At 35.2% G+C, this 15,290-nt stretch carries 15 protein-coding genes and 1 pseudogene; 10 read left to right on the top strand and 6 right to left on the bottom strand.

Annotated elements, in window-relative coordinates; all coding sequences use genetic code 11:
- Positions 1-48: 48 nt before the first annotated feature.
- The 9 genes and pseudogenes from GAPWK_RS15430 to GAPWK_RS02090 all read left to right on the top strand — a co-directional run.
- Positions 49-591 (top strand): annotated as a pseudogene (locus GAPWK_RS15430) (PTS system mannose/fructose/N-acetylgalactosamine-transporter subunit IIB); the annotation flags it as partial.
- A gap of 23 nt (positions 592-614) precedes the next feature.
- The gene (locus GAPWK_RS02125; protein WP_025314647.1) at positions 615-1,415 is read left to right on the top strand and encodes a PTS mannose/fructose/sorbose transporter subunit IIC; all 801 of its coding nucleotides are present in this window, start codon (positions 615-617) and stop codon (positions 1,413-1,415) included.
- 16 nt (positions 1,416-1,431) lie between these two features.
- Positions 1,432-2,343, top strand: coding sequence for a PTS system mannose/fructose/sorbose family transporter subunit IID (locus GAPWK_RS02120; RefSeq protein WP_025314646.1), 912 nt, complete (start codon positions 1,432-1,434; stop codon positions 2,341-2,343).
- 167 nt (positions 2,344-2,510) lie between these two features.
- Positions 2,511-2,882: a DUF956 family protein gene (locus tag GAPWK_RS02115; RefSeq protein WP_025314645.1), complete on the top strand. Its 372-nt coding sequence runs from the start codon at positions 2,511-2,513 to the stop codon at positions 2,880-2,882.
- 224 nt (positions 2,883-3,106) lie between these two features.
- Complete coding sequence (gene rpsP / locus GAPWK_RS02110; RefSeq protein ID WP_025314644.1) at positions 3,107-3,355, top strand: 30S ribosomal protein S16; 249 nt, start codon at positions 3,107-3,109, stop codon at positions 3,353-3,355.
- 26 nt (positions 3,356-3,381) lie between these two features.
- Positions 3,382-3,909, top strand: a complete 528-nt coding sequence (gene rimM / locus GAPWK_RS02105) for a ribosome maturation factor RimM (protein WP_238551137.1) — start codon at positions 3,382-3,384, stop codon at positions 3,907-3,909.
- A 16-nt stretch (positions 3,910-3,925) separates the two neighbouring features.
- Positions 3,926-4,678 (top strand): tRNA (guanosine(37)-N1)-methyltransferase TrmD, encoded by a 753-nt coding sequence (trmD, locus tag GAPWK_RS02100; RefSeq protein ID WP_025314642.1) that lies wholly within the window; start codon positions 3,926-3,928, stop codon positions 4,676-4,678.
- 31 nt (positions 4,679-4,709) lie between these two features.
- Positions 4,710-5,060, top strand: a complete 351-nt coding sequence (gene rplS, locus GAPWK_RS02095) for a 50S ribosomal protein L19 (protein WP_025314641.1) — start codon at positions 4,710-4,712, stop codon at positions 5,058-5,060.
- Positions 5,061-5,136: 76 nt separating this feature from the next.
- Entirely contained in the window at positions 5,137-5,823 is a 687-nt protein-coding gene (locus GAPWK_RS02090) for a MarC family protein (RefSeq protein WP_238551136.1), read from the top strand.
- A gap of 117 nt (positions 5,824-5,940) precedes the next feature.
- Here GAPWK_RS02090 and GAPWK_RS02085 read toward each other — a convergent pair whose 3' ends face one another.
- The 4 genes from GAPWK_RS02085 to dokD are packed head-to-tail and all read right to left on the bottom strand — an operon-like array spanning position 5,941 to position 11,380.
- A complete protein-coding gene (locus GAPWK_RS02085; protein ID WP_025314639.1) occupies positions 5,941-7,335 on the bottom strand; it encodes an amino acid permease in 1,395 nt (464 codons plus the stop codon).
- Positions 7,336-7,391: 56 nt separating this feature from the next.
- Positions 7,392-8,498 (bottom strand): alanine/ornithine racemase family PLP-dependent enzyme, encoded by a 1,107-nt coding sequence (locus tag GAPWK_RS02080; protein WP_025314638.1) that lies wholly within the window; start codon positions 8,496-8,498, stop codon positions 7,392-7,394.
- Between the two features lie 19 nt (positions 8,499-8,517).
- A complete protein-coding gene (locus tag GAPWK_RS02075) occupies positions 8,518-9,930 on the bottom strand; it encodes an APC family permease (RefSeq protein ID WP_025314637.1) in 1,413 nt (470 codons plus the stop codon).
- Positions 9,931-9,982: 52 nt separating this feature from the next.
- A complete protein-coding gene (dokD, locus tag GAPWK_RS02070) occupies positions 9,983-11,380 on the bottom strand; it encodes an ornithine/lysine decarboxylase DokD (RefSeq protein WP_025314636.1) in 1,398 nt (465 codons plus the stop codon).
- A 263-nt stretch (positions 11,381-11,643) separates the two neighbouring features.
- Here dokD and GAPWK_RS02065 point away from each other — a divergent pair, with 263 nt between their 5' ends.
- A complete protein-coding gene (locus GAPWK_RS02065; protein ID WP_025314635.1) occupies positions 11,644-13,083 on the top strand; it encodes a sigma-54 interaction domain-containing protein in 1,440 nt (479 codons plus the stop codon).
- Between the two features lie 6 nt (positions 13,084-13,089).
- On the opposite strand, the gene GAPWK_RS02060 is transcribed toward GAPWK_RS02065, so the two are convergent.
- Together GAPWK_RS02060 and GAPWK_RS02055 are read right to left on the bottom strand one after the other, a co-directional pair.
- Positions 13,090-14,271 (bottom strand): BaiN/RdsA family NAD(P)/FAD-dependent oxidoreductase, encoded by a 1,182-nt coding sequence (locus GAPWK_RS02060; RefSeq protein ID WP_038517751.1) that lies wholly within the window; start codon positions 14,269-14,271, stop codon positions 13,090-13,092.
- A 398-nt stretch (positions 14,272-14,669) separates the two neighbouring features.
- Positions 14,670-15,284: an MFS transporter gene (locus tag GAPWK_RS02055; protein WP_025314633.1), complete on the bottom strand. Its 615-nt coding sequence runs from the start codon at positions 15,282-15,284 to the stop codon at positions 14,670-14,672.
- Positions 15,285-15,290 lie beyond the last annotated feature (6 nt).

Here is a 15,290-nt window from a genome sequence, read left to right as displayed (position 1 = left end):
GTTGATGCACCAGTTCAAAATAAACCAGCAACACAAGTATCTAATACAATACCAGAAGGTACAGTACTTGGTAATGGCAAGATGAAAATTGTCTTAGCGCGAGTTGATTCACGATTATTACATGGACAAGTTGCAACAGCTTGGACTAAATCAACTAATCCTAATCGTATAATTGTGGTTTCTGATTCCGTCGCCAAAGATGAGTTAAGAAAAAAACTTATTCAAGAAGCTGCGCCTCCTGGGGTTAAAGCAAACGTTGTACCAATTAAAAAAATTATTGAAGTATCACGTGACCCTCGATTTGGCAATACTAAAGCCTTGCTCTTATTTGAGAACCCACAAGATGTTTTACGTACAATAGAAGGTGGCGTCGATATTGATGTTGTTAATATTGGTTCAATGGCACATTCTGTTGGTAAAGTCATGGTTAATAAAGTGCTTTCAATGAATGCTGATGATGTTGATGCATTTGAAAAGTTGAAGGCTAAAAACGTTAAATTTGATGTTCGCAAAGTGCCAAATGATTCCAATAGTAATATGGATGATTTATTGAAAAAAGCGAAAGAAGAATTAGCTGAACAAAAGAATTAGTTTTATTTAAGAGGTTATATATTATGACATTATCAATCGTTGCTATCATATTAGTGATAGCTGTTGCCTTTCTAGCTGGTATGGAAGGTATTTTAGATCAATTCCAATTCCACCAGCCACTTGTTGCATGTTCATTAATTGGGCTTGTAACTGGCAATTTAGAAGCAGGTGTAGTATTAGGCGGATCGTTACAAATGATTGCTTTAGGTTGGGCAAATATTGGGGCAGCAGTAGCACCTGATGCCGCACTAGCCGCTGTTGCATCATCAATTATTTTAGTTTTAGGTGGTCAAGGCATTGCAGGTGTATCAACAGCTATTGCAGTAGCTATTCCACTTGCGGTTGCTGGATTATTTTTAACCATGATTGTGCGAACTATTGCTGTTCCATTAGTTCATATGATGGATGCCGCAGCGGAAGAAGGTAATATTCGTAAAATCGAATGGTTGCAAATTCTAGGTATCTGCTTGCAAGGTCTACGTATTGCGATTCCTGCAGCAGCGTTACTATTCATTCCTGCAGAAACTGTAAAAGAAGCTTTAAATGCAATGCCTGAATGGTTAACAACCGGTATGGCTATCGGCGGTGGTATGGTTGTTGCAGTTGGTTATGCAATGGTAATAAACATGATGGCAAACCGTGAAGTATGGCCATTTTTCATTATTGGCTTTGTTGTTGCCGCTATATCACAATTAACATTAATTGCCCTTGGTGCGTTAGGCATCGCATTAGCACTGATATATCTCAGTCTTTCAGAACGTGGCAATTCATCAAATGGCGGTAGTAAAGGCGATCCGCTTGATGATATTTTGAATGATTACTAAGAACTTGGAGAAGAAAATGACAGATAGAATTCAATTAAGCAAAAAAGATCGTTTAGCTGTTGCTTGGCGTTCAACTTTCCTTCAAGGTTCTTGGAACTATGAACGTATGCAAAATGGTGGTTGGGTCTACTCTATGATTCCTGCTATCAAAAAACTATATACCACGAAAGAAGACCGCTCAGCAGCGCTAAAACGTCATTTAGAGTTTTTTAATACACATCCATATTTAGCATCACCTGTTTTAGGTGTAACACTTGCTTTAGAAGAAGAACGCGCCAACGGTGCCGCTGTTGATGATGTTGCCATTCAAGGGGTAAAAGTTGGGATGATGGGTCCTTTAGCTGGCGTGGGTGATCCAGTGTTTTGGTTTACGGTACGACCAATGCTTGGTGCTCTTGGTGCTTCATTAGCGCTTAGTGGTAATATTATGGGACCTATTTTATTCTTTATGTTATGGAATATTATTCGTTGGAGCTTTATGTGGTACACCCAAGAATTTGGTTATCGTACTGGATCGAAAATTACAGATAACCTATCTGGTGGTTTGCTACAAAAAATCACTAAGGGTGCATCTATATTAGGGATGTTTGTACTTGCTGCTTTGGTACAAAGGTGGGTATCAATAAAATTCCAGCCTATTGTATCAACAGTCAAACTAGACAATGGCGCATTTATTGACTGGAATTCATTACCTGCGGGTGCTCAAGGTATCCAACAAGCATTACAACAAATGCAAGGTGGATTATCTCTCACTCAAGAAAAAGTCACTACATTACAAAATAACTTAGATCAATTGATACCAGGGCTTGTTCCGTTACTTTTAACATTCTTCTGTATGTGGTTATTACGTAAAAAAGTATCTCCAATCATTATCATTGTTGGATTATTTTTAGTAGGTATCGCTGGTCATTTAGTAGGTCTTTTATAAACCAGTACTTTTGTAAAAATGTTTCAGGAAAGCATAACGTTTCAGTATAAAATTATGCTTTCTATTAAACAATCATTATCCTTTTCATCACACAATGTGACCAAAAACACGATGTGTATGAAAAGGATAGTTTTATCAATTCAACCTTAGTTATGGATAGGTAATAGATGGTTCAATCATTAAACACAAAAATTGATTTGACCGTGAAAGCAACTGCTTTTACTGGTTTATCTGAATATGGCAATATAATGATTGGTGATAAAGCATTTGAATTTTATCATCGGCGCGACCCTCGTAAATATATCCAAATTCCTTGGGATGAAGTAGATTATGTTATTGCTTCCGTATTATTTGGTGGTAGATGGATTCCTCGTTATTCAATCCAAACAAAAAAAGACGGTACTTTCACCTTTGCCTCCGAAGATCCCAAAAAGACATTAAAAGCAATTCGCGTTTATATTGATGGGCAAAAAATGGTAAGGTCATTAGGTTTTTTTGATGTTTTAAAACGGGCTTTTATTCGCCCAAAAAAGAAATAATAGTCGTCGTACCTAAAGATATTAGAACGCATTAAACTGGAAAATAAAACATCATTAGTATTATTTTTATCCATTCATGACTAAATAAGTCCAAAGCAAGCAATATCACACCTAGCTTCAACAAACAGCCATTGCACTTTTTTCCAGAAAGAGTATAATTTCGTGGCTTTAATTTTGCCCATGTTGGGCAAAAGAAAGATAATTTTTTAATTTAAGAGGATGTTATGGTAACTATTCGTTTAGCTCGTGGTGGCTCTAAAAAGCGCCCTTTTTATCAAGTAGTTGTCACTGATAGCCGTAACCCACGTGATGGTCGTTTTATTGAACGCGTTGGCTTTTTTAATCCAATTGCACAAGGTAAAGCAGAAGAATTACGTTTAGATCTTGATCGCGTAAATCATTGGGTAGGTTTAGGTGCAACAGTTTCTGATCGTGTAAATACATTGATCAAACAAGCACAAAAAGCTGCTTAATTGAGTAATAAATAGTAACTGTAATGATGAATACTGAGAATCTCATTGTTGTAGGTAAACTTGGTTCTAGCTACGGCATTCGTGGTTGGCTCAGAATTTTTTCGTTTACAGAATTTCCAGATAGTATTTTTGATTACACACCTTGGTATATTCAGCGTGCTGGTAAATGGCAAGAGGTAATCGTAGAAAGCTTCAAGCCCCATAATCAAGATATGATTGTAAAACTCAAAGGCATTGACGATCGTGATCAAGCCAATGCATTAACTAATTTTGAAGTATTTGTTGATGCTGAAAAATTTCCAGAGCTTAACAATGGTGATTTTTATTGGAAGGATTTGATTGGCTGTCGAGTAAAAACAATTAACGATTATGATTTGGGTCAGGTGACTGACTTAATGGAAACTGGCTCAAATGATGTGTTGGTGGTAAAAGCAAATCTAAAAGATGCATTTGGAGCAACAGAACGTTTAATTCCGTTTGTTGATGATCAATTTATAAAACAAGTTGATTTAACAGCAAAAATAATTGTGGTCGATTGGGATCCCGCTTTTTAATTGGTAAGGTAAGAATATGTGGATTGGCGTTATTAGCCTTTTTCCCGAAATGTTCCAAGCAATTACCTGTTATGGTGTAACTGGTCGAGCCGTAAAAAACGGACTGTTAACAGTAGAATATTGGAACCCGCGCGACTTTGCGCATGATAAGCATAAGACGGTCGATGATAGGCCTTATGGCGGTGGTCCCGGCATGTTAATGATGGTACAACCACTTCGCGATGCAATTCATGCAGCAAAAACAGTAGCAGGTAAAGATACAAAAGTAATCTATCTTTCCCCACAAGGGCGCAAATTAAGCCAACAAGGTGTTTGCGAATTGTCGCAATATCAAAAATTGATTTTGATTTGTGGTCGATACGAAGGTATAGATGAACGCGTTATCCAAACCGAAATTGATGAAGAATGGTCAATTGGGGATTACGTGTTAAGTGGCGGTGAATTACCGGCGATGACGATGATTGATGCATTAGCAAGGTTTATTCCTGGCGTATTAAATCATGAATCATCAGCAGAAGAAGACTCTTTTGCTAACGGTTTACTTGATTGCCCACATTATACTCGACCTGAGGTGTTAGATGGAATGGCGGTGCCTGACATATTAATGTCTGGTCACCATGAAGCGATTCGTCGCTGGCGATTAAAACAATCACTAGGACGAACTTGGTTAAGAAGAGAAGATCTTCTTGAAAATCTAGCTCTGACTGATGAAGAGCAACGTTTACTCACTGAATTCCAACGAGAATATCGTGATGAACAAGGCCATTAATATTTCAGTATAACTAGTAAGAGACAAAATTATGAAAAATGCAATTATTCAGCAATTAGAACAAGAACAAATGAAAAAAGACATCCCGTCTTTTCGTCCGGGTGATACGGTTGAAGTAAAAGTATGGGTTGTTGAAGGTAACAAAAAACGTCTTCAAGCTTATGAAGGTGTAGTTGTAGCAATTCGTAATCGTGGTTTACATTCTGCATTTACAGTACGTAAAATTTCGAATGGCGAAGGTGTTGAACGAGTATTCCAAACTCACTCACCAATTGTTGATTCAATTACTGTGAAACGTCGTGGTCAAGTACGTCAAGCTAAACTTTACTACTTACGCGAACTTCGTGGTAAAGCTGCGCGTATCAAAGAACGCCTTAACTAATTCAAATTGGTTAATATTTAATAAACTAATTAAATATATCCAATTAAATATGGTCACCTTTATGGTGACCGTTTTTATGTATATAGTAAAAGTTCATTCCCGCCAACAAACAATCGTTGACAAAGTTCAAGTAATATCTAGATCAAATAAAGGTAACATTATGGATAACTATCTTGTTGCGATTCTTGCCACTACAACCAAGTTATTCGCATTAATGACACCACCAGCAGTGCTAAGTGCATTCTTAAGTGGTACTAAACAATATGAAGAGCCACAACGCCGAAAAACTGCACTTAAAACATCGTGTGCAGTGTTTATTATTGGTATTGTATTGTTCTTTTTTGGTAATACTATGTTTAGCGTTTTCGGTTTTACACTTGATGCCTTCCGTATCGGTTCTGGCGCATTACTGTTTATCACTGCGGTAGCACTGATGAATGATTCTCCAGATAAAAATAAAATTAGCAGTGATGAAGATATTAGTGTTGTACCGCTTGCAATTCCTCTTTGCATGGGCCCTGCTTCTATCGGTACTATTATTGTTATGGGAACAAGTTCGGTGGGTTTTGCTGCCAATATGGTTGGTGCAGTTTCATTGTTTGTTGCTTCTTCGGGCATTTATGCTATGCTTTTATGCGCAAAAAGTATTGCGAAAGTATTAAAAAATACTGGTATTGCTATTTTATCAAAATTAACTGGGCTACTAATATCAGCAATTGCTGCACAAGTAGTATTTACTGGTATATCGGCTTTTCTAAAATAGTTAAGCATTATTGACAAATTTGTTACGTTATTATGTAACATAGCGTAACAATTGAATTTGATATCTTATTTAAGATTAATTTATGAGTATTTATCTATTAATTGAATATAAATAATCTTAGTTATTGAGAATTAAATTGCGTTTTTTATTGTAATAATAAGAAGCTAGAATAATGATAATTAAGACAACTTCTGACAATAAAATAAAATGCCCCGATTCACCAAACCATACACCAACAATAATCACAATATTAACAATAATTGAAATAGCAGCTAACCATGGAAATAACGGTGATTTAAATTTAACCATCTCCTTAGAGTATTTACCACTATTAACTCCTTTACGGAATTGATACTGACACCAAGCTATAATAATCCACGCAAAACAACCTACTTGCCCCGTACCTGCAACTAAGTAGAGATAAAGCTTTTCCGCTGCAATATATTTAGAAAATAATGAAACTAAAGCAATAATTGCAATAAATAAGATACCTTTAGTAGGAACACCTCTTTTATTGACATCTGAAAAATATTTAGGTGCTAAATTATCCTGTGCCATAGACCATAACATACGTGAACTTGCATAAATAGCCGAGTTGGCTGCCGATATTGCAGCACAAAAAATAACAAACAACATCATGTAAGAAGCAAAAGTAATACCAGCTTTATTAAATACCCACACAAAGGGGCTAATTTCATCATGCACGGTTCCATATGGGTAAACTAATGCTAAAACGGCAATGGCTAATACATAAAACAGAATAATTCTAAATGCGACACCTGTAATAATTTTAGGTAACACTGTTTGGGGTGACTCAGCTTCACCTGCTGCACTACCAATTAATTCAACACCTTGAAATGAATAAGTCACAATGGTCATACATACAAAAATCGATAAAAAACCATTAGGAAACCAGCCATGTTCTGTTTTAAAGGTAGGTAATACATGGGTTTGAGTATATTGTTGATACAGAAGATAAATGCCAATACCAATAAAGGCAATAATTGCCAGCACTTTAATGGTTGAAAACCAATACTCACTTTCACCAAAAGCACGCACAGAAGTTAAATGAACTGAAGTTATAACAACTAAAATCAATAAGCTAAAAAGATAAATAGGAATAGCAGGAAAAAATTGGTGGGCAATCATAGAAGCGGCTGTTAAATCTGCTGCCATAGACAGAACCCAACTAAGCCAATATAACCAACCAATGGTATAACTCCAAATCGGATTTGGAATAAACATTAATGCATAATGTTGAAAAGAGCCAGCATGTGGAAATGCACAAGAAAGTTCACCTAAGCATAACATTGTTGCCAACATTATACTACCGGCCATAAAATAAGCGATGATAGTCCCTAACGGTCCTACTGTTGTTAATGGTGCAGCGATACCAATAAATAAACCTGTACCAATCGATCCTCCTAACGAAATCATTAGCAGATGACGATTTTTAAGATTCTTTTTTAAATTACTGGGATTTTGGCTTTGTTGTGATGCTGATGTTGCCATGTATAAACCGCCTAATCATTGATAAAAACTGCTGGTTACCCAGCAGTTAACACAAATTAATAGATAAACCGTTTTTCTACACCACTAGTTTGACAAGCCATTAGCAAGGCAGTGTAATCAAGCTCAAACCCAATCATGTCGCCGACTTTAAGAGTTTGAGTCACATCTTCAATATCGACTAATGTATGATCACTGGTTTGACCAAGTACAGTAATGTTATCATCGATCGGCACACAGCTTTCAGCCGGTACATCTTGACGTCCAAAAGCAAGCAGCGCTCGTTTACGTACGCCATGATCGACAAAAGTTTTACTATTTAGAAAAGCATCTACCCCTAACTCACCAACAGGAACGGTTGGTTTACTATTAAGCTCAATAATTTGTGCATATAATTTATACATATCACTACAAGCTTTTTCTACAGGTTTATTTGAGTGATGAAATTCATCAAGATATTTCATATCTACATACTCAATACCAAACTCATGTAAACCACCAATCCGGATGTGATTTAGTCCTTCAGGCCAGATACCCTTGTCTAATAAATGATAACTAGTACAATTACCGGCTGATAAATATTGTATTTTAATATTGCAAGCTTTTTCTACTTTACGCGCAATTTCTAAAAAGTCTACTCCATTTTTAACTGTTGGTAGCACAGTACCGTAACAGTTAAAATTGGTGCCAAGCCCATAAAGCTCAACACCCGGTAAAGATAAAATAAGTTTGACCGTATCAATAATTTCATCGATATGTTCAAACCAAATACCTTCGCGTAAATCGCCCATATCAACCATTAATAAAACTTGGTGAACTTTTTGTTGCTTGACGGCTTCTTCTGAAAGTGCTTGAATCACCACTTTTTCACTATTTAAGCTAATATCTGCATATTTAACAACTTCACTAATTTCGCTTAAACAAGGACTACGTAACAGGCAAGTTTTACACCCTAAAGCATCTTTTAATTTTTTCAAATTATATGTTCTTGATTCAGCAATAACATCAATACCGCCATCTAGAACTGCTTTTGCAGTTTCAACACAACCATCAAACACTTTATTAACTGCCATAACTTCAATACCGTGTTTAGCAAGTAGCTCCTTTTCAACACGTGCATTGTCCTTTAATTTTCCTAAATCAATTTCCAATACAGGTTTGTACATACATTTACTCCTCTATATCTTATTGTTGTTGCAAGCGATTACGTTTTTGTGCGCGATGATATATCCATTCAGCTAACACAATTGCAAGCACTGCGCCACCAACAATTTTAGCGATATACTCAACATAACCACCCATATCGATTTGTGCTGGTGGAATAAACACTAAGATCACCGCAAATAGCGTAGATAAAAAGCCTAAGCCAGGTAAAACAATAGGTAATACTTTACCAGGGATCTTAAAGCTACGCGGTACATCTGGTTGAGTAATACGTAAACGATAATAGGCAATAAACATTACTAAGTAAGGAATAAAATAACAAATGGTTGTTAATGCGGTTAACATCCAATATGCAGCAGCAATACTTGGTGATACGAACGTTGAAAAGCAAAGTACAGTCACAATGATTGCTTGGATAACTAAAGCAAATGCTGGTGTTTGATATACAGGATGTAAACGACCAATACGTTCACCAAGTAAATTATCTTCTTTTGACGCTTCTTGTAACATATAGATAGGACCAACTAACCATGAGTTAATTTGACCTAACGCACCAAAGAATAAACAAATTGCCATTACTGGTAATAACCAAGGCATATGTAGCTCTTTAGCAGCAGCCTCCATTGCTTGCATTACACCAGCAACAATATCAGTATCGGCAGCAGGTAATAAGGTATTAATTGCCCAAGTACCAATCATATAGATACCAACGATAACAATTGCAGATACTGCCATTGCTTTAGGGAAGTCACGTTGTGGATCACGAGTACGTCCAGCAATCATTGGTGCAACTTCAAGTCCAGCAAAAGCAAACATCATACTTGATAAAAATACAATTGTATCCCAGCTACTTAAATCTGGAATCCAATCACTAACATGACTATAATCAGTTGCCATTGGGTGGCCTGTCATCAACCAGACAATTGCCAATAACACAATGATACCAGCGGGAATAAATACCCCTAACCATGCACTAACACTGTTTATAATTTTAGTCCATTTCATACCTTTGATATTCATTAATGTTAAAATCCAAAATACCACCATGGAACCAACACCAATAAACACCTGATTTTGGGCTAATTCGGCACTAAACATGTAACCAATTGCAGTAAAACCAAATTGTAACATTAATGGGAAGAATAGAACGCATGAGAATAGGAAACAAACGACCACTATCCAGCCAACTCGTTTACCAAACGCTTCTTTTACCCAAACAAAAATCCCTCCATCTTTTGGCCAACCAGTAGAAAGTTCACCACAAACCATCGCTAAAGGGAAAAACAAACAAAATGCAGCAAGAAGCCAAAGCACCATTGCTGACGCTCCGTAAGGAGCAACATTAGGAATTTGACGTAAACTTAGTATGGCAATGACATTCATAAATACAATGTCTTTAATACCAAGTAAACTTGAATCTTTAGAATCACTCATAATAACCTCACATTATAATATCTGAGGCGAAAATGCCTCAGATAACTCATGATTAATACACGTCGTATCCAACCATATCCTCGTAAGTGTCCTCACGGCGAATCAATCGATCTTTACCTTCTTTATCGATCATAACAACGGCAGTACGTGGACGGTTGTTATAAACCGTTTGACTTTCGATGGTATAAGCTCCAGCATCAAGGAATGCAATGATATCTCCAATTTGAGTGTCTTTTGGTAATAAGAACTCTTCACCCTTTACACCAACATGGTAATAGTCACCACCATCACATAAAGGTCCAGCAAGTTTAATGTATTGATCGTGATCTTCGGTAATTCTTGATGCATCATAAACATAGAAGAACCAATCAAAATGCTGGCTATCAGATAACACGCTATAACCCGCATCAACGAATTTCCACTCAACATGTTCTTCAATGTTTCCGTCTAAATCGTAATTAGTTTTACGTTTTTCACAAGCAACTTCTGTTAATAATACAGCGGCAGATCCTGTTACTTTACGACCAGGTTCAATACAAATCTCAACATCGGTACGCCATTTATGTACTTCTCTAATTACTGCATCAGCAAAATCTTGTGCAGTAATACCTGCATACATATTATCCTGTAATGGATTACCATTTTCTTCGTCATATTTATATGGAACTGGAATACCACCACCAACGTTAATTAAATCCAATTTAATACCAAGGACTTCTTCTAAACGGCGTGATTCATCGACTAAAACTTTCGTTGCTTTAGCAAATGGTTCTGCTTCTGGCACTTGATCCCCTACGTGCATATGTAAACCACGTAAATGTACATATGGCATTTCAAGAATACGACGACAAGTTTCTTCCGCTTGTTCTAAGTCGATACCAGATTTAGCATGATATGCCGTAACAAGTTCTGCGTGAGTCGCTGATGGTACATTTGGTTCAACACGCACACATACATTCGCTACTTTCTTGAGACGACGAGAAATTTCATCAATTATATCGAGTTCATACAAGCTATCGACATTGATAATATAAAGATCATTTTGAATAGCAAATTCTAAATCAACCGGTTTTTTAACTACACCATTGAATACAATTTGACTACCTGGAAAACCGATCTCTAGACATTTACGCACTTCAAACATTGAATTCGCTTCAGCATAAATACCTGCATCTTTAATTGCTTTTAGCACACCCATTACAGAACACGTTTTTGATGCATAGAAAATCTTAGTGTTTGGATGAGCTTTAAACGAATCTTTGATTTCCTTAATATTACGGTCAATTTCTTTTTCAGAAAATACGTAAAAAGGAGTTGGGTATTTCTTTGCTAATTCTTCTAAATTTACGCCATCAAAACATAATTTACCGTTTTGAGCACTGAAACGGCGATCTTTGGTTATAAGATCTGTGCGTAATTTGTTATAATTTGACATAATTTTGTCGGACATAAGACCTCCAGTTAATTAGTACATAAAAAGTACATAAGAAAACAAGCAAAATGGCTTTTCACTTGCAATGCAATCAGCATGCCAACTTATAAATTATTAAAAATCAATTTATTATAAATAATTATTACAAAAACAATATTGGTCATATTGTTTAAAATCTGTTTTTATGACAAAAATTTGTCATAAATTTATTAATGGTTGAAAGGTATTTAAATTAACGTAAGCTAAACTTAGCTAATAAGCTAAATTAAAAAGGTACTAATATCATGACAATCGATCCTGAATTATTACAATCATTAGAAATATTCAAACATTTTTTTGATTTAATCCATCAGCCAATGGCTATTATCGATAAAGAAGGTAAATATATTTATTATAATCGGGAAAGTGCAGAACTTGATGGTTACCCTATGGAACAAGCCATTGGCAAACCAATGCTTAAAGTTTATCCTAATTTAAGGAAAGAAGATAGTACCATGTTACAAGCTTTACAACAAGGTAAGGAATATCAGGATAATTATCAAAGCTACTACAATCATGTAGGTAAACTTGTTGATTATATGCATACCACCGTACCACTTTATAACAAGCATAAAGATATTATTGGTGCGATCGAAATAGGACGAAATTTATCAACTGTTAGACAATTACAAGATCAAGTATTCAAACTTAATAGTAAGTTATATCAAAATAAAGACCAACCATTACCTGAAATTGTTTTTGTTTCGCAGAAAATGCAAAAGGTTATTGATCAAACAAATATTTTAGGGGCGAATGATGTTCCAGTTTTAATTGTTGGTGAAACTGGAACGGGTAAAGAGCTTTTTGCTCACTTAATACATCAAACGAGTCATCGTCGTAATAATGCGTTTATTTCGTTAAATTGTAGTGCTTTACCAACCACATTAATTGAAAGTACCTTATTTGGAACAGTGAAAGGTGCGTTTACTGGTGCTGAAAATCATCCTGGTTATTTAGAACTGGCTAACGGGGGAACACTATTTCTTGACGAACTTAATGCTATGCCACTTGATATGCAAAGTAAATTACTTAGATTTTTACAAGAAAAGACTTACTGGCCTTTAGGTGGCAATAAAGAGCAACATGCCGATGTAAGAATTGTTGCCGCCATGAATGAATCACCTGCAGAGTTATTAAAAACCGGGAAAATGCGAAGTGACCTATTTTATCGATTAAATGTAGGTTTAATTAAACTCCCAGCACTTCGGGAAAGGAAAGAAGATATTCCTGTATTAGCTCGATACTTTATTGATAAACATAAAACCGATGTAAATGTTGTGATAACAGGTATTAGCGAACACGCATTACAACAACTCATGTCTGCTCCTTGGCCGGGAAATGTAAGAATGCTTGAAAATGCAATCGTACGTAGTATAGTCTTACAAAATGAACCGGGAGAATTGCAACAAATTATCCTTGACGACGAACTATTTGACATTCACAGCCCTTACCCAGAAAATCAATCTGAAACTAAATTTGAAAAACCAAGTACAAGCATAGTCGCAAGCAATAACAATTTAACCGAACAAGTTGAAAATTATGAAAAACAACTTATTATTGATGCATTAAATCAAGCAAACGGTAAAATTATTGCTGCTGCAAAACTATTAAATATTTCACGGACTACATTACAATATAAGGTAAAAAAATACCACATTCAAATGGGAGTAATAGATAATTAGTCTCTGTTAATCAAAGGCTTGTGCGCAGGCAAATGCACTGCTCCAGGCCCATTGAAAATTATAACCGCCTAACCAACCAGCTACATCAACAACTTCACCAATAAAATAGAGATTCGGATGTGATTTAACCGCCATCGTTTTTGAAGATAACGCATCAGTACTGACTCCTCCTAATGTCACTTCAGCCGTTCGATATCCTTCCGTACCATTTGGCGTTATATACCATTGAGTCAATGTATTATAAAGGTCTTGTTGCTGCTTCGGGTTAAGTTGCTTAACCGTTATGTCAGTTATCAAATTCAATTGTATTAATGCCTCAATCAGCCTTTTAGGTAAAATCTGTGATAAACAATTTTTTAGGGTTTGATTGCGATTTTGTTCAAGTAATGGTTTAAATGTTGATTCAAATGACCCATCTGGTAATAAGTTAATAATGATTGATTCCCCAGCTTGCCAATAACTGGAAATTTGTAAAATTGCTGGTCCTGATAATCCACGATGGGTGAATAATAAGTTTTCTTTAAAACGGATTCGTTCATTAGATACTTCAACCGGAACAGCAATTCCTGATAACGCGGATAATACTTCTAACAACGGTTTATGTAACGTAAATGGCACCAGTCCCGCTTTTACTGGTACAACAGGGATAGCTAATTTTTCAGCTATTTTGTATCCGATAGAGGTCATGCCAAGTGCTGGCATCGACTGTCCGCCCGTTGCCACAATTAACTGTTGTGTTTTAATACAACCTTGTGACGTGTATAACTTAAATCCTTGATCTACAGACTCAACTTCTTCTAATTGTGTTTGTAACATAAATTTAACTTGTCCTTTTTGACATTCCTGTACAAGCATATCGACAATATCTTGAGCTGAATTATTACAAAATAACTGACCGTGATCTTTTTCATGATAGGCAATTTTATATTCATTAACTAATTGAATAAAATCCCATTGGGAGAATCGTTTTAAAGCAGATTTACAAAAATGCGGATTTTGAGAAATATAATTACTTGCGTCAACAGCAAGATTAGTAAAATTACATTTACCACCACCAGACATTAATATTTTACGGCCAATTTTTTTACCATTATCAATTATGGTGACATCGTAGCCTCTTTGTCCTAATAAGCCCGCACAAAACAGCCCTGCTGCTCCAGCACCTACAATTGTAATTTTTGTTTGCATAATACTAGTATCAATAATTAAAAACAAATTATAACATTATGGTTTCAAGTTGATAAAATTATACTGAAACTTATATATAACCTGAATTATTTTAAACAATTAAATTGTATCGTTATATTTTTCTTAATAGATTACTTTATTTTTATTACCATAAAATACAAATCAAAAATTTTATTTCTTTTCTGACGTCAAGTATTATTAATTTATCTAAGGTGAAACTCGTAATACGATTTGTGAGTATAAAAATTATTACATAGACAAACTCGATATTAAAAGTACTTGGATTAAGGAATATTGTATCTCACTAAATTTGTAAAAATATTTTAATATATTAATAAATCAGCGATAATTATCACTGATTTATTATGCAAATATATTTATATATATGTAATTTTCTATCAACTATTTTTTATTTGTGATTTATTAAAAAATAGATAAGCAAGTGTAGCAACAATAAAATTACCTAAAGCTGCAAATATCGTTACCATATGAAGATTAAAATAATTAAATAAAATGAATCCTGTTAAAGCAGCTCCAATTGCAGCACCAAAGGTATTGATAGCATAAAGGTGTCCAGTTGTTTGACCAATATTTTTCCAAAATTGCGCAATATAAGTAATTAAAATTGGAAGTGTAGCTCCCATCAAAAGTGCAGGAATGAGCACCAATAAGAAATTAACAATTGCAATAATAATTATATTGTAAACAACAAAAATATCACCGGTAAATAAAATAAGTTGGTAACTAATTACCCCAAATAAACCAATTCCCAATTCACTAAAACAAAAAAACTGTAGTGCTTTATTTGGGTATTTATCAACAATTTTACCTCCTCCAAGGGCTCCAAAACCTAGCCCCAACATAAATGCTGATACAATAATTGCTACAGATTCTACATCAGAACCAAAAGCTGAATAAAGAGCTCGTTGCCAAGCAACTTGATAAGTTAAACCACTCATTCCAGAAATAAAAAATAAAGTACTTAATAGAAATAATTGTTTTTTGCTTAACATAAAGTT

This window comes from Gilliamella apicola (assembly GCF_000599985.1).
Classification (GTDB): Bacteria; Pseudomonadota; Gammaproteobacteria; order Enterobacterales; family Orbaceae; genus Gilliamella; species Gilliamella apicola.
Note: the sequence above shows the minus strand (reverse complement) of the source record. Positions and strands in the feature narration are given on the sequence as shown.

Coding starts and splice junctions, on each gene's coding strand:
- GAPWK_RS02080 (WP_025314638.1), bottom strand. CDS start 8,498: ATGTACAAACCTGTATTGGAAATTGATTTAGGAAAATTAAAGGACAAT.
- GAPWK_RS02120 (WP_025314646.1), top strand. CDS start 1,432: ATGACAGATAGAATTCAATTAAGCAAAAAAGATCGTTTAGCTGTTGCT.
- GAPWK_RS02085 (WP_025314639.1), bottom strand. CDS start 7,335: ATGGCAACATCAGCATCACAACAAAGCCAAAATCCCAGTAATTTAAAA.
- GAPWK_RS02125 (WP_025314647.1), top strand. CDS start 615: ATGACATTATCAATCGTTGCTATCATATTAGTGATAGCTGTTGCCTTT.
- GAPWK_RS02075 (WP_025314637.1), bottom strand. CDS start 9,930: ATGAGTGATTCTAAAGATTCAAGTTTACTTGGTATTAAAGACATTGTA.
- GAPWK_RS02055 (WP_025314633.1), bottom strand. CDS start 15,284: ATGTTAAGCAAAAAACAATTATTTCTATTAAGTACTTTATTTTTTATT.
- rpsP (WP_025314644.1), top strand. CDS start 3,107: ATGGTAACTATTCGTTTAGCTCGTGGTGGCTCTAAAAAGCGCCCTTTT.
- GAPWK_RS02090 (WP_238551136.1), top strand. CDS start 5,137: ATGTATATAGTAAAAGTTCATTCCCGCCAACAAACAATCGTTGACAAA.
- dokD (WP_025314636.1), bottom strand. CDS start 11,380: ATGTCCGACAAAATTATGTCAAATTATAACAAATTACGCACAGATCTT.
- GAPWK_RS02115 (WP_025314645.1), top strand. CDS start 2,511: ATGGTTCAATCATTAAACACAAAAATTGATTTGACCGTGAAAGCAACT.
- GAPWK_RS02060 (WP_038517751.1), bottom strand. CDS start 14,271: ATGCAAACAAAAATTACAATTGTAGGTGCTGGAGCAGCAGGGCTGTTT.
- rplS (WP_025314641.1), top strand. CDS start 4,710: ATGAAAAATGCAATTATTCAGCAATTAGAACAAGAACAAATGAAAAAA.
- rimM (WP_238551137.1), top strand. CDS start 3,382: ATGAATACTGAGAATCTCATTGTTGTAGGTAAACTTGGTTCTAGCTAC.
- trmD (WP_025314642.1), top strand. CDS start 3,926: ATGTGGATTGGCGTTATTAGCCTTTTTCCCGAAATGTTCCAAGCAATT.